Annotated in this window: 30 protein-coding genes; 19 read left to right on the top strand and 11 right to left on the bottom strand. The window is 65.0% G+C overall.

What is annotated here, in order from left to right:
- The first annotated feature begins 25 nt into the window (after window positions 1-25).
- The 6 genes from hemL to ccsB are packed head-to-tail and all read left to right on the top strand — an operon-like array spanning window position 26 to window position 6,010.
- On the top strand, window positions 26-1,345 hold the full coding sequence (hemL, locus tag F600_RS0126165; RefSeq protein ID WP_018163637.1) for a glutamate-1-semialdehyde 2,1-aminomutase: 1,320 nt from the start codon (window positions 26-28) through the stop codon (window positions 1,343-1,345).
- Window positions 1,346-1,371: 26 nt separating this feature from the next.
- Complete coding sequence (locus F600_RS0126160; protein ID WP_018163636.1) at window positions 1,372-2,061, top strand: histidine phosphatase family protein; 690 nt, start codon at window positions 1,372-1,374, stop codon at window positions 2,059-2,061.
- Window positions 2,058-2,672, top strand: coding sequence for a TlpA disulfide reductase family protein (locus tag F600_RS0126155; RefSeq protein WP_370670702.1), 615 nt, complete (start codon window positions 2,058-2,060; stop codon window positions 2,670-2,672). The genes F600_RS0126160 and F600_RS0126155 overlap by 4 nt, the downstream gene beginning before the upstream one ends.
- Complete coding sequence (locus F600_RS0126150; RefSeq protein ID WP_018163634.1) at window positions 2,669-3,433, top strand: cytochrome c biogenesis CcdA family protein; 765 nt, start codon at window positions 2,669-2,671, stop codon at window positions 3,431-3,433. Before F600_RS0126155 ends, F600_RS0126150 begins: the two co-directional genes overlap by 4 nt.
- Entirely contained in the window at window positions 3,430-5,052 is a 1,623-nt protein-coding gene (gene resB, locus F600_RS0126145) for a cytochrome c biogenesis protein ResB (protein WP_018163633.1), read from the top strand. The genes F600_RS0126150 and resB overlap by 4 nt, the downstream gene beginning before the upstream one ends.
- Before the next feature lie 13 nt (window positions 5,053-5,065).
- A complete protein-coding gene (gene ccsB, locus F600_RS0126140) occupies window positions 5,066-6,010 on the top strand; it encodes a c-type cytochrome biogenesis protein CcsB (protein ID WP_018163632.1) in 945 nt (314 codons plus the stop codon).
- Between the two features lie 26 nt (window positions 6,011-6,036).
- Here ccsB and F600_RS0126135 read toward each other — a convergent pair whose 3' ends face one another.
- A complete protein-coding gene (locus tag F600_RS0126135; protein ID WP_018163631.1) occupies window positions 6,037-6,447 on the bottom strand; it encodes a hypothetical protein in 411 nt (136 codons plus the stop codon).
- Window positions 6,428-6,703 (bottom strand): hypothetical protein, encoded by a 276-nt coding sequence (locus F600_RS0126130; RefSeq protein WP_026306975.1) that lies wholly within the window; start codon window positions 6,701-6,703, stop codon window positions 6,428-6,430. The genes F600_RS0126135 and F600_RS0126130 overlap by 20 nt, the downstream gene beginning before the upstream one ends.
- A 195-nt stretch (window positions 6,704-6,898) precedes the next feature.
- On the opposite strand from F600_RS0126130, the gene F600_RS0126125 reads away from it, so the two are divergent.
- Both F600_RS0126125 and F600_RS30935 read left to right on the top strand, forming a co-directional pair.
- Window positions 6,899-7,219, top strand: coding sequence for a hypothetical protein (locus F600_RS0126125; RefSeq protein WP_018163629.1), 321 nt, complete (start codon window positions 6,899-6,901; stop codon window positions 7,217-7,219).
- A gap of 92 nt (window positions 7,220-7,311) precedes the next feature.
- A complete protein-coding gene (locus F600_RS30935; RefSeq protein WP_018163628.1) occupies window positions 7,312-8,037 on the top strand; it encodes a DUF4352 domain-containing protein in 726 nt (241 codons plus the stop codon).
- A 15-nt stretch (window positions 8,038-8,052) separates the two neighbouring features.
- Here F600_RS30935 and F600_RS0126115 read toward each other — a convergent pair whose 3' ends face one another.
- Window positions 8,053-8,235 (bottom strand): hypothetical protein, encoded by a 183-nt coding sequence (locus tag F600_RS0126115; RefSeq protein WP_018163627.1) that lies wholly within the window; start codon window positions 8,233-8,235, stop codon window positions 8,053-8,055.
- A gap of 59 nt (window positions 8,236-8,294) precedes the next feature.
- Window positions 8,295-8,504 carry a BldC family transcriptional regulator gene (locus F600_RS0126110; protein ID WP_018163626.1) on the bottom strand — a complete coding sequence of 70 codons (210 nt, stop codon included), beginning with the start codon at window positions 8,502-8,504 and terminating at the stop codon, window positions 8,295-8,297.
- A gap of 168 nt (window positions 8,505-8,672) precedes the next feature.
- Between F600_RS0126110 and F600_RS0126105 the strand changes: the two genes are divergently transcribed.
- From F600_RS0126105 to F600_RS0126085, 5 genes are read left to right on the top strand one after another with little or no spacing between them, the layout of a single operon-like run.
- A complete protein-coding gene (locus tag F600_RS0126105) occupies window positions 8,673-8,963 on the top strand; it encodes a DUF4229 domain-containing protein (protein WP_018163625.1) in 291 nt (96 codons plus the stop codon).
- Complete coding sequence (cds1, locus tag F600_RS0126100; protein ID WP_018163624.1) at window positions 8,960-10,042, top strand: L-cysteine desulfhydrase Cds1; 1,083 nt, start codon at window positions 8,960-8,962, stop codon at window positions 10,040-10,042. The genes F600_RS0126105 and cds1 overlap by 4 nt, the downstream gene beginning before the upstream one ends.
- Before the next feature lie 58 nt (window positions 10,043-10,100).
- Window positions 10,101-10,328 carry an HTH domain-containing protein gene (locus tag F600_RS0126095; RefSeq protein WP_018163623.1) on the top strand — a complete coding sequence of 76 codons (228 nt, stop codon included), beginning with the start codon at window positions 10,101-10,103 and terminating at the stop codon, window positions 10,326-10,328.
- Window positions 10,321-10,863 (top strand): Clp protease N-terminal domain-containing protein, encoded by a 543-nt coding sequence (locus F600_RS0126090; protein ID WP_018163622.1) that lies wholly within the window; start codon window positions 10,321-10,323, stop codon window positions 10,861-10,863. The genes F600_RS0126095 and F600_RS0126090 overlap by 8 nt, the downstream gene beginning before the upstream one ends.
- Window positions 10,864-10,882: 19 nt before the next feature.
- Window positions 10,883-11,272: a phage holin family protein gene (locus F600_RS0126085; RefSeq protein WP_018163621.1), complete on the top strand. Its 390-nt coding sequence runs from the start codon at window positions 10,883-10,885 to the stop codon at window positions 11,270-11,272.
- On the opposite strand, the gene F600_RS0126080 is transcribed toward F600_RS0126085, so the two are convergent.
- From F600_RS0126080 to F600_RS0126050, 7 genes are all read right to left on the bottom strand, one after another.
- Window positions 11,269-12,147 carry a 1,4-dihydroxy-2-naphthoate polyprenyltransferase gene (locus tag F600_RS0126080; RefSeq protein ID WP_018163620.1) on the bottom strand — a complete coding sequence of 293 codons (879 nt, stop codon included), beginning with the start codon at window positions 12,145-12,147 and terminating at the stop codon, window positions 11,269-11,271. The genes F600_RS0126085 and F600_RS0126080 overlap by 4 nt on opposite strands.
- Before the next feature lie 12 nt (window positions 12,148-12,159).
- A complete protein-coding gene (gene menE, locus F600_RS0126075) occupies window positions 12,160-13,299 on the bottom strand; it encodes an o-succinylbenzoate--CoA ligase (protein ID WP_018163619.1) in 1,140 nt (379 codons plus the stop codon).
- 9 nt (window positions 13,300-13,308) lie between these two features.
- The gene (locus F600_RS29915; RefSeq protein ID WP_018163618.1) at window positions 13,309-13,611 is read right to left on the bottom strand and encodes a DUF3349 domain-containing protein; all 303 of its coding nucleotides are present in this window, start codon (window positions 13,609-13,611) and stop codon (window positions 13,309-13,311) included.
- Between the two features lie 20 nt (window positions 13,612-13,631).
- On the bottom strand, window positions 13,632-13,919 hold the full coding sequence (locus F600_RS0126065) for a hypothetical protein (protein ID WP_018163617.1): 288 nt from the start codon (window positions 13,917-13,919) through the stop codon (window positions 13,632-13,634).
- 1 nt (window position 13,920) lies between these two features.
- The gene (locus tag F600_RS0126060; protein ID WP_018163616.1) at window positions 13,921-15,090 is read right to left on the bottom strand and encodes an inorganic phosphate transporter; all 1,170 of its coding nucleotides are present in this window, start codon (window positions 15,088-15,090) and stop codon (window positions 13,921-13,923) included.
- Between the two features lie 85 nt (window positions 15,091-15,175).
- The gene (locus F600_RS0126055; protein ID WP_026306974.1) at window positions 15,176-18,379 is read right to left on the bottom strand and encodes a bifunctional cytochrome P450/NADPH--P450 reductase; all 3,204 of its coding nucleotides are present in this window, start codon (window positions 18,377-18,379) and stop codon (window positions 15,176-15,178) included.
- A 283-nt stretch (window positions 18,380-18,662) separates the two neighbouring features.
- Window positions 18,663-19,571 carry a 1,4-dihydroxy-2-naphthoyl-CoA synthase gene (locus tag F600_RS0126050; RefSeq protein ID WP_018163614.1) on the bottom strand — a complete coding sequence of 303 codons (909 nt, stop codon included), beginning with the start codon at window positions 19,569-19,571 and terminating at the stop codon, window positions 18,663-18,665.
- A 77-nt stretch (window positions 19,572-19,648) separates the two neighbouring features.
- On the opposite strand from F600_RS0126050, the gene F600_RS29910 reads away from it, so the two are divergent.
- The 6 genes from F600_RS29910 to F600_RS0126020 all read left to right on the top strand — a co-directional run bounded on the left by F600_RS29910 (window position 19,649) and on the right by F600_RS0126020 (window position 25,043).
- A complete protein-coding gene (locus tag F600_RS29910) occupies window positions 19,649-19,948 on the top strand; it encodes a hypothetical protein (RefSeq protein ID WP_018163613.1) in 300 nt (99 codons plus the stop codon).
- A gap of 37 nt (window positions 19,949-19,985) precedes the next feature.
- The gene (locus F600_RS0126040; RefSeq protein WP_018163612.1) at window positions 19,986-20,951 is read left to right on the top strand and encodes an o-succinylbenzoate synthase; all 966 of its coding nucleotides are present in this window, start codon (window positions 19,986-19,988) and stop codon (window positions 20,949-20,951) included.
- 2 nt (window positions 20,952-20,953) lie between these two features.
- The gene (menD, locus tag F600_RS0126035; protein WP_026306973.1) at window positions 20,954-22,564 is read left to right on the top strand and encodes a 2-succinyl-5-enolpyruvyl-6-hydroxy-3-cyclohexene-1-carboxylic-acid synthase; all 1,611 of its coding nucleotides are present in this window, start codon (window positions 20,954-20,956) and stop codon (window positions 22,562-22,564) included.
- Window positions 22,565-22,623: 59 nt separating this feature from the next.
- Complete coding sequence (locus F600_RS0126030; protein WP_026306972.1) at window positions 22,624-23,040, top strand: DUF3592 domain-containing protein; 417 nt, start codon at window positions 22,624-22,626, stop codon at window positions 23,038-23,040.
- Window positions 23,041-23,182: 142 nt separating this feature from the next.
- Window positions 23,183-24,319: a glycosyltransferase family 4 protein gene (locus tag F600_RS0126025; protein ID WP_026306971.1), complete on the top strand. Its 1,137-nt coding sequence runs from the start codon at window positions 23,183-23,185 to the stop codon at window positions 24,317-24,319.
- 22 nt (window positions 24,320-24,341) lie between these two features.
- Window positions 24,342-25,043 (top strand): demethylmenaquinone methyltransferase, encoded by a 702-nt coding sequence (locus tag F600_RS0126020; RefSeq protein WP_018163607.1) that lies wholly within the window; start codon window positions 24,342-24,344, stop codon window positions 25,041-25,043.
- Window positions 25,044-25,056: the final 13 nt, after the last annotated feature.

The following is a 25,056-nucleotide window of genomic DNA, read 5'->3' as shown; positions in this document are numbered from 1 at the left end:
CGGGCGTCTGGAACACTGAAGAACCGTGGCACCGAGCACTCCGAGATCCAGCACCCAAAAAAGCGCAGAACTGTTCGCCCGCGCCAACGGCATCATTCCGGGCGGCGTCAACTCGCCGGTTCGCGCTTTCGCGGCAGTCGGCGGCACCCCTCGTTTCATTGCGAAGGCGTCCGGTTACACGCTCACCGATGCGGACGGGAACGACCTCGTCGACCTGGTCTGCTCGTGGGGTCCGATGATCCTTGGGCACGCTCACCCCGCGGTCGTCGAAGCCGTGCAGAAGGCGGCGGTCGGTGGGTTGTCGTTCGGTGCGCCGACCGAAGCCGAGATCGTGCTGGCGGAGGAGATCGCGCGCCGCGTGAAGCCGGTCGAGCGCGTCCGCCTCGTGAACTCGGGTACCGAGGCCACGATGAGCGCGATTCGACTCGCACGCGGCTTCACTGGTCGGGCCAAGATCATCAAGTTCGCCGGCTGCTACCACGGACACTCGGATGCCCTTCTCGCCCAAGCGGGTTCGGGTCTTGCGACATTCGGTCTGCCGACTTCGCCTGGTGTCACAGGCGCCTCCGCCGCCGACACGATCGTTCTCCCGTACAACGACCTCGCGGCCGTCGAAGCCGCCTTCGCTGCGAATCCGGACGAAATCGCGTGTGTCATCACCGAGGCCGCGCCCGGCAACATGGGTGTCGTCCCGCCGGGTCCCGGGTTCAACGCCGGACTGCGTGCGATCACCGCGAAGAACGGTGCGTTGTTCATCTCCGACGAGGTCATGACCGGTTTTCGCGTGAGCGCCGCCGGTTACTACGGCGTCGACCCCGTCGACGCCGACATCTTCACGTTCGGCAAGGTCATGAGTGGTGGGCTCCCGGCCGCGGCGTTCGGTGGCCGCGCGGAGGTCATGGCCCGTCTGGCTCCGCAGGGGCCGGTCTACCAAGCGGGAACGCTCTCGGGGAACCCGGTCGCGGTCGCCGCGGGCTTGGCGACGCTGCGCGCCGCGGACGCGGACGTCTACGCAGCGCTCGATCGCAATGCCGCGCTGCTCGGAAAACTGATGGGTGAATCACTCGAGGCGGCGGGAGTTAGCCACCAGGTGCAATTCGCAGGCAACATGGTGAGCGTGTTCTTCGCCGATGCACCCGTCACGGACTACGCGTCCGCGCAGGCCAGCGAGACGTGGCGTTTCCCGGCGTACTTCCACGCGCTGCTCGATCATGGTGTGTACGCGCCGCCGAGCGCCTACGAATCATGGTTTGTTTCGGCAGCGCTCGACGATCGCGCCTTCGAGATCATCGCTGCGGCCATGCCGCTGGCTGCCCGGGCCGCCGCGGCAGCTGTAAAGCCCTAAGACGTTCAGACAATGCAGGAGCGCCAATGAAGCCCGTAGCCCCGCACCCGCCGCGTATCGACAACGCGCTGTCGGACCAGTCCGACAAGTCGCGCACGATCGTTCACTTGCTGCGGCATGGTGAGGTGCACAACCCGACCGGTGTTCTGTACGGACGCCTGCCGAACTTCGGGCTGTCGCAACTCGGCCACGAGCAGGCTGCCAAGGTCGGTGCGGCTCTCGCTGGTCATGATGTTCGGCTGATCGTCGCTTCGCCGCTGCAGCGCGCGCAGGAGACCGCCGCGCCGGTGGCCGCCGAGCACGGACTGTCGATCAACACCGACGCTGACCTCATCGAAGCCGCCAACAGCTTCGAAGGGCTCAAGGTGGCGGCGGGAGATGGCGCGCTGCGCAACCCGCGGTACTGGTGGCGCCTGCGCAACCCCTTCAAGCCGTCCTGGGGCGAACCTTTCAGCGAGATCGCGGTTCGTATGGCCGGCGCGATCGAGAAGGCCCGTCTTGCGGGAGCCGGGCACGAGATCGTGCTGGTTTCACACCAGCTTCCGGTGTGGACGGCTCGCCTGTCCTCGGAGGGTAAGCGACTGTGGCACGACCCGCGCAAGCGCCAGTGCTCGCTCGCGTCGCTGACGTCGCTGGTGTTCATCGGCGACGAACTCGTCGACATCGTCTACTCCGAGCCCGCCGGAACCTCGGACCCGCGAAAGACAGGCGCATGAGATTTGGGCTGAGCCCAATTCGGATGCGGCCGCGGGTCTTCCTCGCGGTGCTGCTCACGGCCCTTTTCGGGCTGACTGCCTGTGCCGGCAAAGATGCGGTGACCGCCGGCGCAGGTACGTTCGACTTCGTTTCGCCCGGCGGCAAGACGGAGATCTTCTACGACCCGCCTGCCACGCGCGGAACCATCGGCAAGCTCGCCGGCCCGGACCTGATGAACGACGGCAAGACGGTGTCGCTCTCCGACTTCGACGGCAAGGTCGTCGTTCTCAACCTGTGGGGCCAATGGTGCGGGCCCTGCCGAGGGGAAGCGGACCAGCTCGAAAAGGTCTACGACGCGACGAAGGACTCGGGCGTCGCGTTCCTCGGTGTCAACGTGCGTGATCCGCAGAAGGACAAGGCACAGGACTTCGTCGTCGACCGGAAGGTCGGCTACCCGTCGATCTGGGACCCCGCGATGCGGACCGTCATCGCATTCGGCGCACATTTTCCGGCGAGCGTCATTCCAGTGACACTCGTCCTTGATCGCCAGCATCGCGTCGCTGCGGTCTTCCTCAAGGCGCTGACGGTCGAGGACCTCCAGCCGGTTGTCGAGAGGTTGGCGAAGGAGTGAACGTCGGCGACACCTTCAGCTCGATCGCCTCGACGGGCCCTCTGCTTCTCGCGCTCGGTGCGTGCGCACTCGCCGGGCTGGTCTCGTTCGCGTCGCCGTGTGTGGTCCCGCTCGTGCCGGGTTACCTGTCGTATCTCGCCGGGTTGGTTGGCGAAACACCGAACACCAAGCCCGGACGGTGGCGCGTGGCCGGTGCCGCGGGTCTGTTCGTCCTCGGCTTCACGACTGTTTTCGTACTGGCCACGGTTGCCGTCTTCGGCCTGACGACTGCCTTGACGATCAACAACGACGTCCTGCAACGGATCGGCGGCGTCGTCACAATCCTCATGGGCTTGGTCTTCCTGGGATTGGTCCCGATGATGCAGCGCGACGTGCGGTTCACCCCGCGATGGCTCACGAGCATCGTGGGGGCGCCGCTTCTCGGGGCGGTATTCGCACTCGGCTGGACGCCCTGCATCGGACCGACGCTGGCCGGTGTGTTGTCCGTCGCCACGAGCACTGAGGGCACGAGCGCGACCCGCGGCACCTTCTTGATCATCGCGTACTGTCTGGGCCTCGGACTTCCGTTCGTGCTGTTGGCCTTGGGTTCGAGCCGAGCGCTTCGAGGTGTGGGTTGGCTTCGACGCCATGCCCGCACGATTCAGATCATCGGCGGGGTGACACTCGTTGCGGTGGGTATCGCGCTCCTGACCGGAATGTGGGGACTCTTCGTGAGTTGGATTCGGGACGTGTTCGTATCGAACGCGACGCTGCCGATATGACAGATCTCATTGAGCGACCGAGCATGGCCGGTCCACCGGTGAGCCCCCCGCCGCTGTGGCAGCGGGCGTGGGCTTTGGTGCGAAACACGTGGCGCGGACTGACGAGCATGCGGACCGCGCTCGCGTTGCTGTTCCTGCTGGCGCTGGGTGCGATCCCCGGAGCAGTTCTCCCACAGCGATCGCTCAATCGACAGAAGGTCGACCAGTACCTCGCCACCAGCCAGACGCTCGGCCCATGGATGGATCGACTCCAGCTGTTCGACGTGTTCAGCAGCTTCTGGTTCACGAGCATCTATGCGCTGCTGTTCATCTCGCTGATCGGGTGCATCCTTCCGCGGGCGTTGGATCAGGCCAAGACGCTGGGCGCGCCGCTCGTTGCGGCCCCGCGAAACCTCTCTCGTCTGCCCAAGCACTTCGAAACGACGGTCGCTGCGACTCCGGATGAGGTCGCGGAAACCGCGGCCAAGCGGCTGCGCGGGTGGCGCACGGCGATCCACCGCGACCCCAGTCGTTCGGTGCATGCGGGCGAGGTGACCGTCAGTGCGGAGAAGGGATACCTGCACGAACTCGGGAACCTGCTGTTCCACTTCGCTCTGGTCGGTCTGCTTGCGGCGCTCGCGGCCGGCAAGATGCTCTATTACGAGGGCAATGTCATCGTCATCGCCGACGGGGGACCGGGCGTCTGCTCGACCGCGCCCGCCGCATTCGACACCTTCCGTGCCGGCAACCTCGTCGATGGCACCGGACTGACTCCGATCTGCATCACGGTCGACTCGTTCAAGGCTGACTACCTCGAAAACGGTCAGGCCGAGATGTTCACCGCGAAGATCCGGTATCAGCAGGGAGACGACCTCGCGACCGGTACGTGGCGCCCCGACACACTGCAGGTCAACCACCCGCTGCGGGTCGCTGGCGACCGGGTCTACCTGCAGGGCCATGGTTTTGCGCCGACGTTCACGGTCATCTATCCGAACGGGCAGACGCGAACCGAGACCCTCCAGTGGATGCCGGAGAGCGCGACGACGTTCCTCTCGAGTGGTGTGCACCGCTTCGACCCGCCGGGCGGCATGTACCCCAACGACTTCGAGCGACGTAAGCACCAGATCGCCGTCGAGGGCCTGTTCGCGCCGTCGGCAGTGTTCGACGGGAAGATCCTGTCGTCCGGCTTCCCGGCGATGATCAGCCCGGCGGTGGCGGTCGACATCTACCTCGGCGACACCGGTCTCGACACCGGTCGCCCCCAGGGCCTGTTCACACTCGATCGCACGCTTATCGACGACGGCCGGCTCGTCAAGCAGGCGCGGGTGAACCTGCGGCCGGGCGAGACCGCGACGCTGTCCGATGGTTCGATCGTGCGATTTGACGGGGCCAAGGAATTCGTCAACCTCCAGGTGTCGCATGACCCGTCGCAGGTGTGGGTTCTCGTCTCGGCGCTGACCCTCATGACCGGGTTGCTCGGTTCCTTGCTCATCAAGCGTCGCCGCTTGTGGGTGCGGGTTTACCCTGGCGCCGAGGGTGGGCCTACGGTGGTGGAGATCGGTGGCCTCGCCCGCACGGACGGCGCTGGCTGGGGACCGGAATTCGAGCGGTTGCCGAAGCGCCTGCTCGAGGGATTGTGAGACGGAGGATCAGGTGACGGAGAACGTCAACGAGTCACTGGCTGGATACGCGAACCTGGCATTCCAGTCGGCCTTCGCCGTATACGTGCTCGCACTCTTCTTGTTCGTGGCCAACTTTGCGCTCACCCGTACGAAGGCCACTGAGCGAACGCTCGTGACTGTCGGTGCGCCGACGGGGCCAGGTCGCATCGAGACCGTTCCGAAGAAGCCGCTTGGTGAGCGTCTAGGCAACATGGGTGCGTCGGTCCTCGTCGTCGGAATCGGTGCCCACGTCGGGGCCATAGTTCTTCGCGGTTTCGCCACCCACCGCTTCCCGCTCGGCAACATGTACGAGTTCGTCACGATGGCGTGCGCCGCGGCGATGGTCGTCGGAATGATCTTCCTGCGCGGTGAGAAGTACCGTCAGATGTGGGCGTTCCTGCTGGTCCCGGTCGTCATCCTGATGTTCCTCGCGGGCACGATCTTGTACGCGGATGCGGCGCCGGTGGTGCCGGCTCTGCGCTCATATTGGCTGCCGATTCACGTGACCGTCGTCAGCACGGGTGCCGGTGTCTTCATGGTCGCGGGCGTCTGCAGCCTGCTGTTCCTGCTGCGTACCCATGCGGACCGCAAGGGCATCGAAGCGATCACCCGCCGCCTGCCGGACGCGGAGACGCTCGACCGGTTGGCCTACCGAACCAGCATCATCGGATTCCCGATCTTCGGCGCTGGCGTCATCCTCGGCGCGATCTGGGCCGAAGCCGCGTGGGGCCGGTTCTGGGGATGGGACCCCAAGGAGACGGTTTCGTTCATCACGTGGGTCGTCTACGCGGCGTACTTGCACGCTCGCGCGACGTCCGGTTGGCGGGACACGAAGGCGGCCTGGATCAACGTCGCCGGCTTCGTCGGGATGATGTTCAACCTGTTCATCATCAACATGGTGGTGAGTGGTCTGCACTCGTACGCCGGGTTGAGCTAGTAGCACGTGTCGCTCCACGCGCTCTGTCAGAAGGGACCGCCCGGGCCGAAGTAGCCGCTGCCACCCTCGTTGCGGGGCGGCTGCCGGTTAACTTCTCTTTGGGCCTGCTCAAAGTCCGCTGTTTCGGCTAGTTCCGCCAGTTCGGCATCGTCCGCATCGCATTGCCGAGGCGGCAGATGGTCTAGTCGCTGGGATCTAACGGTTGGTTTCCCTTGGCGCTCTTCCCACTCCCAACGAGCCTGCGCCTCTCGGCGGCGACGCTTGCGCGCCCGCACGATCGCGAAGAAAAATAGACCCCAGAATACGACGCCGAAGAGGATCACTGGCCATGCGCCGGGTGGCATAGCTCCCATACCTAATTGTGTGACTTCGCGACGCGCGATACCCGATAACTCGTTGATGCCCACCACGATGCTCTCACTGTCCAGCGTTCTCATAGCCCACCGCCTGCACGTACGCCGCCTCGTACCGATACCAGGTCCGATTTCCAAAATAGAGGCCGATGGGAACCATGAAGATGAAGGTGAAGGTGGCCGTGAGCCAGTCGAAGTCCCCAGCGATGGCCAACACGACGCCGGCGGCTGCGGCCGCGACGAGCGCATACAGCAGTCCGTAGATGAAGGTGAACCCGGTCCAGCCAGCGCGCCGGAACTTCTTCCACCTCGCTACTGCACTTGGTCGCATGTCTTGCATAGATCCAAGCATCTGTCGGGCGATTACCAGGGGAAAGCCACCCTGGGTGTAGTTTGCCCCACTCCCGTTGGGTGGCGCGGTCGCACATGAGCTGCGAGCGTCGGTCGATCAGCGGACAACCATCACAACCCGCTAACCAATAGCTGTGCACAACCGATATTGGAGTTGAAGCACCCGCTAGCAGATTGTCTCCCCATGTCGTCCCCGTTCGGCCCGCAGTACCAGCAGTACCCGCGGCCATCGTTCCAGCAGTGGAACTATCCGCCGCCACCGGCTCCAGTCGTCTCGCAGCCGCCTCGGTACCTGCCGCAACCGGACTTTCCGCCTGTTGTTCGGCTACCGAACCTCGCCGTCAACATCGTTGTCACGCTGGCAATCTGGTTGCTGTTCATCCTCGGTTCGGTCGCGATCTCGACGACGTTCGACGGCTCGCGTGGACTGGAGCCCGGCAGTGAAACGATGTCGGTCCAACCGCAGCAGGCAGGCGCGCCTGGGTACATCGCGGGTGTCCGCTGAACGACGGACATGAACGGGTCGTCGTTAACGCCCGAATGGTCCTATTCAGATACGGGTGACGAACCTTCGTCTTTTTGAGGAATTAGCGTCTGATGTCCTACCCGTATGGTCCCAACCAGCAGTTCCCGCCGCCGCAGCACTGGCCGAACCAGGCTCCGCCTACTGGCCACTACCCGCCGCCGCAGCCGTCGTGGGGAGCGCCGCAGCAGGGTCAGCCCTGGGGCGGCCACCAGCCGCAACTGCAGTTCGCCGCCCCGACCTACTACCCGGCGCCGCGACCGCCCAAGTCGAACAAGAATCGCAACATCGCGCTCTCGGTGGTCGGCGTTTTTGTTCTGCTCGTGGTCCTGGTGCTCGTGTTCGCACCGTCGAAGAGCAACGAGCCGGTGGCGAACGCCAGCAGCTCGGCCGTGCTGACCGGCACTGATGCGCTCGGCAAGGCGAAGATCGGCGACCGCATCAAGGTCACGACTGATGACGGAACGGCCATCATCACGGTGAAGGATCTGCAGTCTGGTCAGCCCGCGGATTATGTGAAGCCCCACGGCACGATGATGCAGATCTCGGTCGAGATCGAGGTCATCTCCGGCACGTGGCACGTCAACCCGCTGTATTTCTCGGCGCGGTCGGCAAGTGGCACGACGTTGAGTCCGGACTTCTTTAATGGCGCTGACGACGACTTGACCTACACCGACGCGAAGGCAGGCGAAAAGGTACGCGGAACGATCCAGTTCGACGTTCCGAACGGAGAGTCAATCAGTCTGGTCATCCTGACCGGCGTCATGTTCGAGCGGATCGCCGACTGGACGGCGGCTTAGTCACTCGATCCCGGGTTACTCGGGCTTGTCCTCGTCGTGGTGTTTTTGCACATCACGCTTGAGTCGCCAGAGGAACTCGGGATCGTCGTCCGGGCCCCGGACTCCGACATTCGTGCGCTCACCAGGCTGTGGACCGAACGCTTTCCACATCAGCACGACCACTGTGATGAGTCCGATGACCGCCAACAGTTGCATCATGGGGGACGCTCACCTCCTCGATTTGAGGTTAGCCGGTTTTGTCCCTTTGGGTATATGTCCTATGGCCGCGTCGCCTCGGTGGTCAGCGAGGCGAGCAGAGTCATGACTTCAGCCTCGCGGAAACGGCGGTGCCCACCGGGTGTGCGTACGGAGCCAAGGCGGCCGGCGTGGGCCCAACGAGTGACCGTCTTGGGGTCTACGTGAAACAGCGCGGCGACCTGTCCTGGGGTCAGGAGTTTGTCTGGTGCGCCCATAAGGATTGCAGTCATCTGATCTCTCCTGTCGAATTTCTCCCGAATGCGAGCAATGGTGACACCTCGACCCCCGGGTACTCGAACCTTCTAAAGTTGGTAAAGGGGAGGTAATAGACAAAAGCCTCAGACTGGACATGGGCCCCGCGATCTTCTCAGGCGCCACTCAGCGGATATCGTTGTTGCATGACGAACGCATCCAAGAGTGGTCTGGTCCGCGACTTGGCGGTTTTCAGCCTGCTGCGGTTGGGGGTTGTCGTGGTGCTGACGGCCGCGATCGTGGCCATCGGCAAAGTGACGATTGAGATTCCGCTTCTCGTTGCAGCGCTGTTCGCTGTGGTGATCGCACTGCCACTGTCGATGGTTCTGTTCGCCCCGCTGCGCCGCCGGATCAACGAGCGGATCGCCGAAGTCGATGAAGCGCGCCGCACGCAGAAGCAGGACCTGCGGGCACGGCTCTCCGGCGGCAACGATTGACCGTTTGCGACCGAAGCCTCTCGCGCGACTGGATCACCAATGCGATCCGGTTGATCGATGCTGACGCGCAACGCAGCGCCGACACCCATCTGATCCGTTACCCCTTGCCGGTGGCGTGGGGTGTCCAGCTCTATCTGAAGGACGAATCCACCCACATCACGGGCAGCCTCAAGCACCGGCTGGCCCGTTCGCTGTTCTTGTACGGACTGTGCAATGGCTGGATCGACGAATCGACCACGATTGTCGAGGCGTCGTCCGGCTCGACTGCCGTCAGTGAGGCGTATTTCGCTCAATTGCTGGGCCTCGCGTTCATCGCGGTCATGCCGGCGAGCACGTCGCCGCAGAAGGTGGCGTTGATCGAATCCCAGGGCGGCCGCTGTCACTTCGTCACCGAACCGGACCAGATGTACTCGGAGGCGGCCCGGTTGGCGCGTGAGTTGAACGGCCACTACATGGACCAGTTCACTCACGCTGAGCGGGCGACCGACTGGCGAGGCAACAACAACATCGCTGAGTCGATCTACCAGCAGATGATGAAGGAAGAGCATCCCGTTCCGGCGTGGGTTGTCGTGGGTGCCGGCACTGGTGGCACGAGCGCGACGATCGGGCGCTATATCCGCTATCGACGCCACGCCACGCGCTTGGCCGTGGTGGACCCGGAGAACTCGGCCTTCTATCCGGGATTCGCGAATTCGGACCCGCAAGCAACGGGCGGGGCATCGCGCATCGAGGGTATTGGGCGGCCGCGCGTCGAGCCGAGCTTCATTCCGACGTCCGTGGACCGCATGATCCAGGTTCCGGATGCGGCGTCGGTGGCGACCGCGCGGCGGGTCAGCGAGGTCATCGGTCGTCGGGTCGGCGGGTCCACCGGCACGAACATGTGGGGCGCGTTCGGCCTGGTGGCGCAATACGTACGCGCGGGTGTTCGGGCAAGCATCGTGACGCTGCTGTGCGACGGCGGTGATCGCTACGCGGACACGTACTTCAGTGACGACTGGGTTGATGCTCAAGGGCTCGATCTCCGTGGCCCGCAGGCGACCCTCGACGAATTCGCCCGATCGGGCGTCTGGCCCGAGTAAATCCCTGGGTTTGTCAATTTTTGTTGACACGCTCGGACTGTCAACATACATTGACGTCATGAGTGAAGCCACGACCTTGGCGGCGGCAGCCGGCAGCGCGGATCCGAGTGTCGGACTGCGGGCCGTCCTTGCCCTTCGCCGCCTTCTCGAACGGCTCGAAGCGATCCAGGTTCGCAACGCGAGAAGCCAGGGCTGGTCCTGGCAGGCGATCGCGGACGCCCTCGAAGTCAGCCGGCAGGCCGTTCATCAGAAGTACCAACGAGCAGAAAGGTCCCAGCATGTTTGAGCGATTCACCACGTCGGCACGGGCCGTCGTGCGGTCCGCCCTCGCGCAGACGAAGCAGTCGATCGACGTCGAGCACCTGTTTCTCGGTGTGGTCCAGCATGCGGATGGTCCATTGCGGGACCTTCTCTCCGAAGTCGGCATCACCGCCGACGATGTGCGGGGCGAGTTGCGCGCCGACGAAGGTCCTCTCGGCGATGTCGATGCCGAGGCGCTGAGATCCATCGGAATCGACCTCGATGCCGTGCGCCGATCACTCGAGTCGACATTCGGGGAAGGGGCGCTCGACCGGGAGCCGCCGCGCAGTCGATCGTGGTTCGGTAAGCCGCGCTCGCGCGTCACCAGTGACGGCAAGAAAACGCTCGAACTCTCACTCCGTGAGGCCATCCGCTTGAAGTCGCATGAGATCGGCGTGGAGCATTTGTTGCTGGGGATCTTGAGAGCGCCAAATGCCAAGGTGACCACAATGATCGAGGCGCATATACCGATTGCTGTTCTTCGTCAGCGTGTGGAGGCTCTCACCTCGCGCGCGGCCTGATATCTGTCACCATGGGCGTATGACGCTTCTTCTGGTGCTGGCGAGCAACGCGGTCGCGATCTGGCTTGCTTCGCGGTGGGTCAGCGGTGTCGAGGTGACGATGCCCGAGCCTCGTGACAGCCTCACGGTGGTTCTGGTGTTCATGGGAATCGCGCTGGTGTTCACCATCGTCAACGCGCTGGTGAAGCCTCTCGTGAGCTTCTTTTCGCTGCCGTTCATCATCCTCACGCTCGGGCTGTTCCTCCTCGTGGTGAACGGCCTGATGGTGCTGTTGACGTCGTGGCTGAGCGAGTTCAGCGGCTACGGACTTCACGTCGACGGGCTGTGGACCGCGATCAAGGCCGGACTGGTCATCTGGATCGTCAACTGGGTGCTGGGAATCTTCCTGCCGGAACCTGAGCGGGGCTAGAACAGCTCAGCCACCACGAACGCGACGCCGGTGAGGATCGACCACGCCAACATGGCGAGCCCGGTGTCGCGCAGCGAGGGGAGTAGTGCCATTCCATTGGCGCGATTGCGTACGGGCGCGTTCGCCCGCAGGGCTAATGGGATCGCAACCAGTCCGGCGAGCGCGAACGGCGTCGAAAGCGTCAGCAGAACGCTGATGACGAACGGCGTCGCGATGAGGATCATGTGCAGTCGGCGGGTGCCTGCGTCGCCTAGACGAACCGCGAGCGTGTTCTTGCCAGAGAGTGTGTCCGTCGGGATGTCGCGCAGGTTGTTGGTGACCAGCACGGCGCTCGAGAAGCATCCGACTGCGATCGCGCAACCCAGTCCGGCGAGGTCAACGCGTCCCGCCTGGACGAACTGCGTACCGAGGACCGCGACCAGGCCGAAGAACACGAAGACCGCGATCTCCCCGAATCCGGCGTATCCGTAGGGGTTCCGGCCGCCCGTGTAAAACCAAGCGCCGGCGAGGCAACCCACGCCGACGAGCAGCAGCCACCACGCCGACGTAAGAGACAGAACAGTTCCGGCAACCGCCGCGATCCCGAGGGCGGTGAACGCGGCATTCCGGACCGCCGTCGGGGTGGCGAGCTTGCCGCCGACGAGACGCTGCGGTCCGACGCGATCGTCGTCAGTGCCGCGGATTCCGTCGGAGTAGTCGTTCGCGTAGTTCACGCCGACGATCAACGACACCGACAGAACGAGCGCCAGCAGCGCCTTCCACCACAACCAGCCACCGGCTTCGACAGCGCATGCGGTGCCCGCGATGACGGGGGCGATCGCATTCGGCAGGGTTCGGGGACGCGCCCCTTCGATCCATTGCGCGGCAGTGGTCACGCCGCCATCCTCTCAGCCGACGATCTTGCGGATCCCGGCGAGGTCCGGCTTGCCCGACGCCAGCATCGGCAAAGCGGCGACAACGTGCAGTTCGCGCGGGGCGGCAAATGGCCCGAGAGCTGCGGCGACGTGCGCACGGACGTCGTCGAGTGTGATTTCCAACCCATCGCGAACGACGACGACAGCGGCGACCCGTTCGCCGAGTCGCTCATCGGCTCGACCGACAACCACGCAGTCCTGCACCGCGGGATGCGCGGCAATTGCGGAGGCCACGACCTCGGGCACAACGGTCAACCCGCCGGAGGTGATCGCACCGTCGGCGCGTCCGTGAACGACGAGTGTGCCGTCGACGACCGCCCCGAGATCAGAAGTGCGAAACCAACCGGGCTCTGAGAACGCCTCGTGCGTCAGTCCGCGGTAGCCCTTCGCGACGGTCGGGCCGCCGATGACGATTCGGCCGTCGTCGATGCGCAGCAGCGTGCCGTCGAGCGGCTTGCCGTCGTAGACGCAGCCGCCGCAGGTTTCGCTCATCCCGTAGCTGCGGACCAGTCGGACACCGACTTCTGCACAACGTTGGACGACATGTGCGGGCGTCGCCGCTCCACCGACGAGCACTGCGTCGTAGCTGATGAGGGCATTTCGCCCGGGCTCGGAGTCAAGAAGTTTGAGCAGCTGATTTGGCACGAGCGACGTGTACTTTCGGCCGCCGTCAAGCCGCGCCGTCGCCTTCTCGAAAGCGTCGGGGGAGAGTCCGTCCGTCACATCCAAGACAACAGGTTCGGTTTCGGCGACGATGCTGCGAAAGAGGACTCCGAGACCGGCGATGTGAAACGCCGGAAGCGCGAGAAGCCACTGGCCGGGACCGCCGAGCCGATCCAGCGCGGCCGTTGAGCTCGCTCGCACATTCGCAGCGGTGAGCATTGCGCCCTTGGGAACACCGGTGGTGCCGGACGTCGCGACGACAAGGGCGACCTCAGAGTCGATTTGCAGGCCCGGGCGCAGCGTGGCGGTCAGCCGCTCAGTCTCCAGTGGATCGTCGGCCGGAACCGGCAAGAAGGCCGCCGCCGTTCCAGCCATGGCGTCCACGAGCCTCGGCATGATGTCGACGACCGCCGGCCCCGCCGGGATCGGCAGCACTTCGAGCAGGGGCATCAGAAGCCGCTAGTCCTCGACCGCGAAACCAGCGTCCTTGAGCGTTTGCGTGACACGCGCGATGTCGTCGGCGCCGGGCTCCTCCATCGCGACCTCGGCGATCGCTTCGCGAATCTGCGCCGTCGTGACGGGCTCGTCGGCATGCGTCTCGGTGAACTCAGCCGCGATCTGAGTGACTTCGACGTCGGTCAAACGACGATGAAGCACGGCGAAAACCGCCGCGTAGTCACTCTGGGGGACCCCCTGCGGAAATCCCGCCTTCAGCCACTGCAGCACGGCCCGCAGCGGTGCCGTCAGGTGTGAACCGAGCATGCCGATACCTCCTCAGCTGGTCAGAAGATCTTGATTCCAAGATCGTGGTCGAGGAAGTTCTTCATGATGAACAGGATTCCGAGGATCACCGCCACGACGACAATGGCCAGGCAGATGATGCCGGCCACCAACGCGAGCGGGCTGCGTCGGGTGATGGCCGAGTCCTGACCGCCCCGATCGACGACCTGCGCCGAGGGAGCCAGGAATCGCACTCCGAAGGCGAACACGGTGGGGAGACCGGCGCCGAACAGCAGTCCGATGAGAACGACCTGCCACAGCGAATTCGCGGTCTTGATCACGAGGTCCATGTCACGCCTTCCCGCTCATGTGCGTGGTGTCGTCGGGGGCCAACCCGCTCGTCCATTCGGACGTGACGTTGCTCCTGTCCACCCGGTTGCGGCGGCTCCGGATGTACATCGCGATGCACGCAACGGCGAGCGCACCGAAGACCACCATGACGCCGGCCATGCCACCGATCAGGTCGGCGACGAACCAGCATGCGGCGCCGGTGAGGCCCGCCAGTGGCAGTGTCGAAAGCCATGCGACAACCATGCGCCCCGCAACGTTCCACCGCACTTCGGCGCCGCGTCCGATGCCGGAGCCGAGGATCGAACCGGTGGCCGTGTGCGTGGTCGACAGCGGCAGACCGAAGTGGCTCGACGTCAGGATGATCGCCGCGGACGACGAGTCCGCCGCGAAGCCCTGTGGCGACCGGATGTCGACCAGACCCTTGCCGAGGGTGCGAATAATGCGCCAACCACCGAGGTAGGTACCCGCGGCGATCGCCAGTGCACAGGTCAGCTTGACCCAGAACGGAAGCGGATCGTCGGCAGTGAGGCTGCCGTGCGCGACGAGCGCGAGGAAGATGACGCCCATTGTCTTCTGCGCGTCGTTGGTGCCGTGCGCGAGCGAGATGAGTGACGCGGAACCGATCTGGCCCAGCCGGAAGCCGTCGTCGCGCGGCTTGTCGGCGACCTTCCGGGTCACCCAGTAGACCGACTTCGTGCCCAGCGCCGCGATCATCGACGCCACGATCGGCGCCAAGATCGCCGGAATGAGCACCTTTGCGATGACGCCGCTGGTCCACGCGACTCCGCCGGACCCGGCCGCGATCACCGTCGCGCCGATGAGACCACCGATCAGCGCATGCGACGAACTCGACGGAATGCCGAGGAGCCACGTGAAGACGTTCCACAGGATGCCGCCGACGAGGCCTGCGAAGACCACGGTCAGCAGCTGGGATCCATCGATCTGGTCGATGTTGATGATTCCCTTACCCACGGTCGCTGCGACTTCTACAGACAGGAACGCTCCGGCCAGGTTGAGCACAGCCGACAGTGCGACTGCGGCGCGGGGCTTCAAGGCCCCGGTCGCGATCGACGCGGACATCGCATTCGCGGTGTCATGGAACCCGTTAGTGAAGTCGAACGCGAGTGCGGTACCGACCACAATGCCGAGTACGACGAGTTCTGCGCTCACAAAGTGTCAGTCTTGCCTACGGGGAATTCCAGATGAACAACTACCCCAGAAATAGTTACCGGGTCGATGCTCCATTTAGGGTGTTCTACCCTCCCCAAATGTCCTCGACGTAGCGGTTCTCCTTGCGAAGGTTTGCGAGCCATTCCTGGCCGCCGGCCTCGTCGGCTCCGGTGCGGTCTCGGTAGATCTTCATGAACGCAGCGCGCACTCCGGGCGCCATCGTGTTCGCGTTCCCGCAGACGAAGACCGCCCCGCCCTTCTCGAGCATCTCCCACACCTCATCGGCACAGGCCTCGATCTCGTGCTGGACGTACTTGCGCCCATCGGTCGGCTGCTGGGAGAAGACCGTGCGCAACTTCGCGACACCGAGCCGGTCGTACTCCTGCAGCTCCTCGCCGTAGATGAAGTCATGCTCCGGATGGCGGCAGCCGAAGAAGACCATCGACTGGGCGATCGGTGCACCTTGCTCACGCTGGGTCGCGCGCTCTTGCAGGAACCCGAGGAACGGAGCGAGTCCGGTTCCGGCTCCCACCATGATCATGGGAACGTGCGGATTCTCCGGCGGCCGGAACTCGATCGTGGGTCGCCGAACGAACGTGAACACCGTGCTACCCGCCGGGTTGTTGGCCAGGTAGTTCGAGCAGACACCATTGAAGGTCCCGACTCCGCTGCGGGAAGGTGCGCACAGCACGCCGGTGGCGATACTCGCGATTTTCGCGTCTACCAGCGGCGACGACGCGATCGAGTAGTACCGGGGACGCTGCGGCGGCAGCAGCCCGAGGAACGTCTCGAACGGGATCGAACACGACGGGTACTTCTCCACGAGGTCGAGCAGCGACCGGCGCGGGGTGAGTACCTCCTCTTTGTATCGCTCGTCATCGCTGATCAGCGCCTTGAGCGCAGCACGCTCGGCGTCATCGTCGGTGTGCTCGGCCAGTACTTCGATGCCTTCGCGCGAAGCGATGTCCTGAAGCTCGACACAGCTGCTGAGAATCCCGAGCAGTGGCGTCGGCTCGCCGATCGGCAGGTGGGTGTAGTTGCCGCCGTCCATCGTGATCGTGGCGAACATGCCGCCATCGAGCTGGAAGTGGTTCATGACCCGCCGGATGTTGTCGATGCTGTTGCGCGGCATCACTCCGAGGTGGTCGCCAGCTTGATATGCGACACCGACCGGCAACTCGACATCAATGTGGCGGGTGGACCTGGTGTCCGACGGCGAGTGGAGTTCCCGGTTCGCCCGGACGAGCGAAGGCTGCGCCAGGAACGACTTGATCACCGGGTTCGCGAGTTGACGGTTCTCGAACGTCATCGTCAGCCGAGTGGTCGTCGTGGTCGGCTTAGCCGAATCCGCCGACACTCCGAGACCGCCGCCAATGGCGTCCCACAGGCCGTCATGCCAGGTCCGGTACGCGGCGTCGAAGTCGCCGCTGGCGTCGCCCTCGCCTCGCTCATGCATCCGCGTGGCGCCCGCCGCTGCCAGCTTGTCGTCGATCATCCACGGCACAGCCTGGTAGGTCGACGCCCACTCCTTGCTGCCGCAGCCGAAGACGGTGTACTGCGTCCCGCTGCACGAGCCGGCGGGAGCGCTGCGTAGCCAGGCGCAGAACTTGCCTGCGTTGTCGGTAGGGGTGCCGTTGTACGAGGCGGCCACGACGACCAACGCGCCGCTCGGCGGCTTGCCCGCGATCTCGTCGAGCGAACACAGCGTGACTGAGTAGCCACGGTCAGTGCCTTCCTGTGCCAGCTTGGTTGCGATCCCCTCCGCAGTTCCGAGGTTCGACCCGAAGGCCACCGTGAGGGGAGTGTTGTGGTGGTTCCCTTGCGCGGCCATCTTGGGTTGCGGAGTGCCCGTCTGTTCCGCCGTAACCCGCATCTTCCCGGGCAACTTCACGAACTGGTCGGTGCGCGGCCGGACCCGAATGTGCATCTTGTCTGGTTTGACCGTCAGCGTCGTCTTCGTCTCCAGCTGGTAATTCAGATGATCGATGAGCTCGAAGCGCTGCAGGAGCATGCCGAGGACGAGGACCGCTTCCTGCATCGCGAACTGCCGGCCGATGCACGCGCGTTGTCCGGTGCCGAACGGCTTGTAGGCGTTCGGCGAGATCGCCGCCATGCGCTCCGCGGCCATGTGATCGGGATTGAAATCCTCAGCGTCGGGTCCCCACACGCTCTTGTCGCGGTGCAGCATCGGGGTCAGCACAATCAGCGGAGTGCCCGCCGGAATAGACCACTTGCCGCCGATGACGGTGTCTTCGAACGGTGCGCGCGTGAAGCCTGGTGCAGTCGGCCACAGACGCAGAGCCTCGCTGAGCACCTGCCGGACGTAGATCAGTCGATGTACCTGCTCGAACGTCGGCTCGGCCGTGGTGCCGAGTACCTTGTCGACCTCTTCGCGGGCCTTACGCATGAACTGCGGATTCTTGAGCAGGTAGTAGATCGCGAACGAGAGCAGGCCGCTCGTCGTCTCGTGACCGGCGATGAGGAACGTGATGCACTGTGCCCGGATGTTGTCGTCCGGGAGCTTCTCGCCGGTGGTCTTGTCGACGCCGTTGATCATCCGGCCGAGGAGATCGTCGCTCTTTCCGGCGGCGCCCTCAGCGCGCCGTTCGGCGATGAGTCGATCGACCAGGCTGTTCATGTAGGCGTCGTCTTTATCGAGCTGTCGTTGTGCGCGGAAATTCAGCTTCGACTGGATCGGCAGTTGTTGAGCGCGTGCCTGCGACGTGGCCAGGGTGCGGACCATCGCTTCGATGAACGGGTGCTGGGTGTCCCGGTAGAACGAGTTGAAGCGGTAGTCGAACCCGCAAAGGGCGATCGTGTCCAACGTCAGTCGCGTCATGTCAGCCGGGACGTCGACTTCGTCGTCGCGGTTCAACCGCTCCCACTTCTCGCACAGTTCGCCCGCGATATCGAGCATCATCGGCATGTAGTCGCGCATCGACTGCAGGCTGAACGGCGTCATGAGGATGTTGTGCGCGCGACTCCACAGCGGGTCGGTGGTATCGGCGGTGAACAAGCCGTTGCCGGTGCCGCCCTTGCGGACGTTGGACAGACCGCCGGTGACCTTCTTGTCGAAGCGGGCGTCGTCGCACACCTCTTCCACCAACTTCGCGCCGGACACGATGTAGCGCGACCCAGCCGGAGTCGACAGCTTGATGATCGGTCCGTACTTCCGGCACAAGGCCATCAGCGATTCGAACGGGTGGTGCGAGTCGATGTCGAAGGCATTCCCCAATAGGGGTAGCCCGCGTGGCCCCGGGATCTCGGTTGTCGCCATTTGTGTGGTCATGCCGGAAACTCCTTGCGATCGTGAATCTTTCGCGATGGCCGCCTTATGGCCACACAACAAAGGCCACCCGGGCAGCTGCGAAGCTGTGGGTGGCCTTCGAGAAATCTGGTGTGGATGCAGCGGACAGTGCAGTCGAGCTTTGAATCGGGACTGCTAAGCGATTCCTTGTTTTAGAGAGGAACCTCGACGTCTGCATGCCTGTCGGCATGGATCGACGTTACCGCCGGTCAATTGAGGGTTGCAATACCTGGTGGCACGTTTAAATACCGCTCGGTACGTTTTCTCAGAAGTACCAGGGGAACGGCTTCCAGTCGGGTTCCCGCTTTTCCAGGAATGAATCCCGTCCTTCGACGGCTTCGTCGGTCATGTAGGCCATGCGCGTGGCCTCACCGGCGAACAATTGCTGGCCGACGAGACCATCGTCGAGCAGGTTGAACGCGTACTTGAGCATCCGCTGTGCCTGCGGGGACTTGCCGTTGATCTCGGCGGCCCACGCAATGGCGGTTTCTTCGAGCGCGTCATGGTCGATGACCGCGTTGACCGCACCCATCTTGTGCATGTCGTCCGCGGTGTACGGCCGACCGAGGAAGAAGATCTCGCGCGCGAACTTCTGTCCGACCATCTTTGCGAGATAGGCGCTGCCGTAGCCACCGTCGAAGCTGCCGACGTCCGCGTCGGTCTGCTTGAAACGCGCATGCTCGCGGCTCGCGAGGGTCAGGTCGCACACGACGTGCAGGCTGTGCCCACCGCCGGCCGCCCAGCCGTTGACCAGCGCGATGACGACCTTCGGCATGAACCGGATGAGCCGCTGGACTTCGAGGATGTGGAGACGGCCGGCGCGTGCGGGGTCGACGGTGTCCGCGGTCTCGCCGGAGGCGTACTGGTACCCCACGCGACCGCGAATGCGCTGGTCACCGCCCGAGCAGAACGCCCAGCCGCCGTCTTTCGGGCTCGGGCCGTTGCCGGTGATGAGCACCGCGCCGACGTCGGACGTCATGCGGGCGTGGTCGAGAACCCGGTACAGCTCGTCGACGGTGTGCGGCCGGAATGCGTTGCGAACCTCCGGGCGGTCGAACGCGACGCGGACCGTGCCGTTCTTGTCCGCGCCGGGACCGGCGTACCGGTGGTAGGTGATGTCGGTCAGATTCTCGAATCCAGGGACCGTGCGCCAGAGTTCCGGGTTGAACGTCATGCGGATGACCCTATCGTCCGAGGGTCGGGGTGCCGAGAAGGCTGTCTGCGGTGGTTGAGGCCGGGTACTCCACTCGTATGACAGTTGAAAGCAATCACGAAACCGCGAAGTCCAACGCGGACCAGGCACGCGAGGATCGAGACCTGTACGAACCGGACGCGCGCAAGTCGGTCGTGGTGCCCGGGACACACGGCGCGTTGTCCGGCACCGCTTTCACCGACTGGGTCGATAAGGACGGGAACCTCAAGCCTGAGCACAACCATCCGGTCGACGAAGCGGACTTGCCGAAACGGCCGGCACGCGAGGGGGCTCCAGATCCGCAAGCGTCTTCGAAGCCGCAGGAGTCTCCGGAACCGCAGGAACCACCGCACGAGTGACGGCCTCGAGGGGCGGCAACCTGGTTATGGTTACCGCGTGCTGCCGCCTCTGAAGGACGTGCTCGAAGGCCTGCGCGTCGTCGAACTGCCGCTCGCGGTGCCGTTTCGCGGGATCACCGCTCGCGAGGTTGCGCTCATCGAGGGGCCACTCGGCTGGGGCGAGTTCGCCCCGTTCGTCGAATACGAAACCGAGGAAGCCAAGCACTGGTTGCGCTCGGCGGTCGATTACGCCTGGGCGCCGACCCCGGCTGGCCTGCGCACCTCGATACCCGTCAACGCGACGGTTCCGGCGGTCGATGCCACGGACGTGCCGGCAGTCTTAGCGCGATTTCCTGGTGCCAAAACAGCGAAAGTCAAAGTCGCCGAACGCGGTCAAAGCCTTGCTGACGACGTCCGGCGCGTCCGCGCCGTGCGGGAGTTCGTCCCCAATGTTCGAGTTGATGCCAACGGCGGTTGGTCCGTCGACGAAGCCGTCAACGCGCTCTCCGCGTTCGGTGCGCTCGAGTACGCCGAGCAGCCCTGCGCGACCGTCGAGGAACTGAGCGAACTCCGTCGTCGATTGCCCGACGTGCAGATTGCCGCTGACGAAAGCATTCGCAAAGCATCTGACCCGCTGCGCGTCGCGCACGCGGGTGCCTGCGATGTCGCCGTGCTCAAGGTGGCGCCGCTCGGCGGCGTCAATGCCACGGTGTCGATCGCCCGTCAGCTCGACGACCTGGGAATTCCGGTCGTCATCTCCAGTGCGATCGACTCCGTGATCGGAATCTCGGCCGGACTTGCGACTGCGGCGGCCCTCCCGCGGCTGCCGTTCGCCTGCGGTCTCGCGACGGGTGAACTTCTGGTCGCTGACGTGGGCGAACGCATTCGTTGGCAGAACGGCGAGCTGATGGTCGAACGCCGAATTCCCTCTCCCGAACTGCTCGTGAAGTTCGCCGCATCCGCCGATCGAGCGATCTGGTGGCGGGACCGCGTCTCGCGCTGCTGGGGAGCGCTTAACCTGTAGTCGTGAACCCGTCAACGGTCCAGGCCACCGTCGTCGTCGACGAACTCGTCCGCGGCGGAGTGCGCGATGTCGTGCTGTGCCCAGGATCGCGGAATGCGCCGCTGGCCTTCGCGTTGCAGGCCGCCGACACCGATGGGCGCCTTCGACTGCACATGCGCATCGACGAGCGGACTGCCGGCTTTCTCGCGATCGGACTCGCGTTGTCGACCGGTGCACCGGTTCCGGTGGTCATGACCTCGGGTTCGGCGGTTGCCAACCTCGGCCCGGCAGTGCTTGAGGCGAACTACGCGCGCGTTCCGCTCGTTGTACTGAGCGCGAACCGTCCCTATGAACTGCTCGGCACCGGCGCGAACCAAACGGTCGAGCAGTTGGGCCTGTTCGGGACCCAGGTGCGCGCGACGATCAGCCTCGGCCTCGCTGAAGCAGGGCAGGACCAGAACAGTCAGTGGCGATCGGCGGTCTGCCGAGTCCTTGCCGCAGCGCGCGGTACTCGCTCCGGGAACGCTGGCCCCGTGCAGTTCGACATTCCGCTTCGTGAGCCGCTGGTTCCCGACATCCTGCCCGTCGGTGACGCGCCGGCGGGCCGGCCGAACGGTCGCGCCTGGACCGAAACCCAGCACGCCACGCTCGACGTTCCGATCGACATCGACCTCACGGTGGACACGGTCGTCATCTCAGGCCACGGATCGGCGTTGCGTCCCGAACTCGCCGGTGTACCGACCGTCGCGGAGCCGACCGCCCCGCTGCACGGCCCCGCACTGCACCCCCTCGCGCTGCCGCTGATCAAGCCAAAGCAGGCGATCGTCACCGGTCGCCCCACGTTGCACCGTCCGGTATCGCGCCTGCTCGCCGACCCGAACGTCGCGGTGTACGGCCTGACAACGGGTCCGCGCTGGCCCGACGTCTCCGGCAACGTCGTCGGGACCGGGACGCGCGCGGTCATCAGCGGGGCACCGAGCCCGGAATGGCTGAAACGTTGCGACGACCTCGAAAAACGAGCGTCCCGTGCGGTCCGCGAGCAACTCGCCGCGCACCCGAAACCGACCGGCCTGCATGTCGCTGCGGTCGTCATGAACTCGCTGCACGAGGGCGACCAACTGCTGCTGGGCGCATCGAACCCGGTGCGTGACGCCGCGCTCGTGTCGCAACCACGAACTGGTGTGAAGGTTCTGTCGAACCGCGGGGTCGCGGGCATCGACGGCACGGTGTCCGCCGCGATCGGCGCGTCGATCGGCCATCCGGGGCGCACGCTCGCCCTCATGGGTGACCTCACGTTCCTGCACGACGCGTCGGGCCTTCTCATCGGACCGGGGGAGCCGCGACCCGCCGATCTGACGATCGTGGTTGCCAACGACGACGGCGGTGGCATCTTCGAGCTGCTCGAACAGGGCGACCCACAGTTCGCCGGCGTCTTCGAGCGCGTCTTCGGAACACCGCACGGGATGGATCTCGCGGCCCTGTGCCGGGCGTACCGCATTCCGCACCAGAGTCTCGACCCGGCGCAGCTGGCGATTGCCCTCGACCAGCCCGCGCACGGCATTAGGGTTCTCGAGGTGGCCACCGAACGCGCCAGCCTGCGCGAACTGCATGCATCGGTGAATTCGCGCCTGTGAGCGGGCCATCGGTTTCCCCGTATCAGCCCGGCGATGTTCAGGTCGCCGGGATCGAGGCGATGGCGCACAGCGTCCGTCGCGGAATCAAGATCGCCGCGATCTCGATTTCTGCACTCGCGGTCCTGTTGGTGCTGGCTGCTTGGAAGGACGACTTCACGATCTCGGGCGATAAGGGTGTCACGACCGCGGAGGTCATCTCGGCCGGTCGGCTGCGCTCAGCGATCAGCTTCGTGACGCCCGATGGTGTCACCCACAACCCCAAGCTCGGCGTGCTCTATCCCACGAACCTCACGGCCGGCCAGCACATTGAGGTCGAGTACTCGCGCGCCGACCCTGATCTCGTTCGCGTCGCGGGCCGCGACGCGCGGGTCGCGATCATCCCGGCCCTGAGTGTCATCGTCGTGACCTGGCTATTGGCTGCTCTGTCGCTCTATGGCGTCGAGAGGATGTACCGCCAACCGGCGCGTCACGCGTAATGGCGCGTTGTGTGACACGCGTCGCTGCGACATCCCGTCGGCGATCGCGCTCACAACACGACACCTGAGATTTGCCAAACTGGTCGCCCAACAGTCACTTCGACGTCAGTGTCCCGTGGGCTGGACCGGCGAATCTTGGATTGTGCGTATAGCCATCGTTGCAGAATCCTTCCTGCCAAACGTCAATGGCGTGACGAACTCGGTGTTGCGGGTGTTGGAGTACCTGCGCCGCAACGGTCACGAGGCACTCGTCATCGCCCCCGACACGCCGAGCGGACACGCTCCGGCCCCGACGGTTCATGAGGGCACGCCGATCCACCGTGTGCCGGCCCTGTTCGTCCCCAAGATCGCGTCGCTGCCGGTCGGTGTGCCACAGCCGTCCATCGTGCGCGTCCTGCGGGACTTCGAACCCGACGTCGTCCACCTGGCTTCCCCGTTCGTCCTGGGTGGCGCCGGACTGGCCGCGGCCAACTTCCTGGGCATCCCGTCCGTCGCGGTCTTCCAGACCGACGTGGCCGGATTCGCCGGAAGCTATGGCCTCGCGCTCGCCGAGCGTGCCGCCTGGGTCTGGACCCGCGTTCTGCACAACCGCGCGAACCGAACACTTGCCCCGTCCTCCTGGGCCGTTGACGCCCTCGATCAGCACGGCATCGAGCGGGTGCACCGCTGGGCCCGTGGTGTCGACAGCGCCCGATTCTTCCCCGGCGAGCGCGACGCCGACCTCCGGGCGCAGTGGTCGCCGGACGGCCGCCTGATCGTCGGATTCGTCGGCCGTCTCGCGCCCGAGAAGCACGTCGAGCGACTGGCGTGCCTGAACCGCGACAAGCGCGTGCAGTTGGTCATCGTCGGCGATGGACCCGAGCGTGCCCGCCTCGAGCGACTCATGCCGAACGCCGTCTTCACCGGTGAACTGGGCGGTCGCAACCTGGCCAAGGCGTACGCGAGCCTCGACGTCTTCGTCCACACCGGCGAGCACGAGACCTTCTGCCAGGCGGTCCAGGAGGCGTTGTCCTCCGGCGTGCCGGTCATCGCTCCGGACATGGGCGGACCGCGCGACCTCGTTGCACACCTCCGGAACGGCTATCTCCTGCCCGTCGACCGGTTCACGAAGCTGCTGCCAGGCACCATCGAGAGTCTTCGGGACACGGAGCTCCGCGCCCGGTTCGGTGAGGCCGCCCGCAAGTCGGTGATACCTCGAACCTGGCCCGCGCTGTGCGCCGAACTCATGACCCACTACCGCGAGGTCGTCGGCTCGGGACGGAAGCTGGCAGCGGTCTGAGGCACGCTGTTAACGTTTGATGGTGACCGAAATTCGCGGTACGCGAGCCCACCTGGACAAAGACCCGCACGAGGTTGCGTCGATGTTCGACGCGGTCGCGCGGCGCTACGACATCACCAACACCGTGCTCTCCGGTGGTCAGGACAAGCTGTGGCGCCGAGCCTCCCGGAAGCTGCTTGCTCCGGCGGCCGGTGAGCGCATTCTCGATCTCGCCGCCGGCACGGGTGTTTCGACCGTCGAGCTGACGAAGTCCGGGGCCTGGTGCCTGGCCACCGACTTCTCGATGGGGATGCTCCAGGCAGGCAGGCATCGCGGCGTTCCGATGGTCGCCGGCGACGCGCTCCACCTGCCCTTCGCCGACGCCTCGTTCGACGGCGCCCTCATTTCGTTCGGTCTGCGGAACCTCGTCGATACCAAGGCCGGTCTCGCCGAGATCCGCCGGGTCGTGAAGCCGGGCGGTCGCCTCGTGGTGTGTGAGTTCTCGACGCCGGTGATCAAGCCATTCCGCACGCTCTACATGGAGTACCTCATGAAGGCCCTCCCGAAGGTCGCCGTGCGCGTGAGCAGCAACCCGGACGCCTACGTCTATCTCGCCGAATCGATTCGGGCATGGCCCGATCAGGCCGCGCTCGCCGAGATCATGACCTCAGCGGGCTGGACCGACGTGACGTGGAAGAACCAGACCGGCGGCATCGTGGCGCTGCACAAGGGCATCGCGGGCTAGGAGGAGGGCGTGA

Source organism: Smaragdicoccus niigatensis DSM 44881 = NBRC 103563 (genome assembly GCF_000380645.1).
GTDB lineage: Bacteria > Actinomycetota > Actinomycetes > Mycobacteriales > Mycobacteriaceae > Smaragdicoccus > Smaragdicoccus niigatensis.
The sequence above is the reverse complement of the archived record's forward strand: the minus strand, read 5'-3'. Positions and strand labels throughout refer to the sequence as shown.

What these genes read in the sequence shown, in the direction of transcription:
- F600_RS0126160 (WP_018163636.1), top strand. Translation starts at nt 1,372, where the DNA reads ATGAAGCCCGTAGCCCCGCACCCGCCGCGTATCGACAACGCGCTGTCG.
- F600_RS0126155 (WP_370670702.1), top strand. Translation starts at nt 2,058, where the DNA reads ATGAGATTTGGGCTGAGCCCAATTCGGATGCGGCCGCGGGTCTTCCTC.
- resB (WP_018163633.1), top strand. Translation starts at nt 3,430, where the DNA reads ATGACAGATCTCATTGAGCGACCGAGCATGGCCGGTCCACCGGTGAGC.
- F600_RS0126135 (WP_018163631.1), bottom strand. Translation starts at nt 6,447, where the DNA reads ATGAGAACGCTGGACAGTGAGAGCATCGTGGTGGGCATCAACGAGTTA.
- F600_RS0126130 (WP_026306975.1), bottom strand. Translation starts at nt 6,703, where the DNA reads ATGCAAGACATGCGACCAAGTGCAGTAGCGAGGTGGAAGAAGTTCCGG.
- F600_RS0126125 (WP_018163629.1), top strand. Translation starts at nt 6,899, where the DNA reads ATGTCGTCCCCGTTCGGCCCGCAGTACCAGCAGTACCCGCGGCCATCG.
- F600_RS30935 (WP_018163628.1), top strand. Translation starts at nt 7,312, where the DNA reads ATGTCCTACCCGTATGGTCCCAACCAGCAGTTCCCGCCGCCGCAGCAC.
- F600_RS0126115 (WP_018163627.1), bottom strand. Translation starts at nt 8,235, where the DNA reads ATGATGCAACTGTTGGCGGTCATCGGACTCATCACAGTGGTCGTGCTG.
- F600_RS0126110 (WP_018163626.1), bottom strand. Translation starts at nt 8,504, where the DNA reads ATGACTGCAATCCTTATGGGCGCACCAGACAAACTCCTGACCCCAGGA.
- F600_RS0126105 (WP_018163625.1), top strand. Translation starts at nt 8,673, where the DNA reads ATGACGAACGCATCCAAGAGTGGTCTGGTCCGCGACTTGGCGGTTTTC.
- F600_RS0126095 (WP_018163623.1), top strand. Translation starts at nt 10,101, where the DNA reads ATGAGTGAAGCCACGACCTTGGCGGCGGCAGCCGGCAGCGCGGATCCG.
- F600_RS0126090 (WP_018163622.1), top strand. Translation starts at nt 10,321, where the DNA reads ATGTTTGAGCGATTCACCACGTCGGCACGGGCCGTCGTGCGGTCCGCC.
- F600_RS0126085 (WP_018163621.1), top strand. Translation starts at nt 10,883, where the DNA reads ATGACGCTTCTTCTGGTGCTGGCGAGCAACGCGGTCGCGATCTGGCTT.
- menE (WP_018163619.1), bottom strand. Translation starts at nt 13,299, where the DNA reads ATGCCCCTGCTCGAAGTGCTGCCGATCCCGGCGGGGCCGGCGGTCGTC.
- F600_RS29915 (WP_018163618.1), bottom strand. Translation starts at nt 13,611, where the DNA reads ATGCTCGGTTCACACCTGACGGCACCGCTGCGGGCCGTGCTGCAGTGG.
- F600_RS0126065 (WP_018163617.1), bottom strand. Translation starts at nt 13,919, where the DNA reads ATGGACCTCGTGATCAAGACCGCGAATTCGCTGTGGCAGGTCGTTCTC.
- F600_RS0126055 (WP_026306974.1), bottom strand. Translation starts at nt 18,379, where the DNA reads ATGACCACACAAATGGCGACAACCGAGATCCCGGGGCCACGCGGGCTA.
- F600_RS0126050 (WP_018163614.1), bottom strand. Translation starts at nt 19,571, where the DNA reads ATGACGTTCAACCCGGAACTCTGGCGCACGGTCCCTGGATTCGAGAAT.
- F600_RS29910 (WP_018163613.1), top strand. Translation starts at nt 19,649, where the DNA reads ATGACAGTTGAAAGCAATCACGAAACCGCGAAGTCCAACGCGGACCAG.
- F600_RS0126030 (WP_026306972.1), top strand. Translation starts at nt 22,624, where the DNA reads ATGGCGCACAGCGTCCGTCGCGGAATCAAGATCGCCGCGATCTCGATT.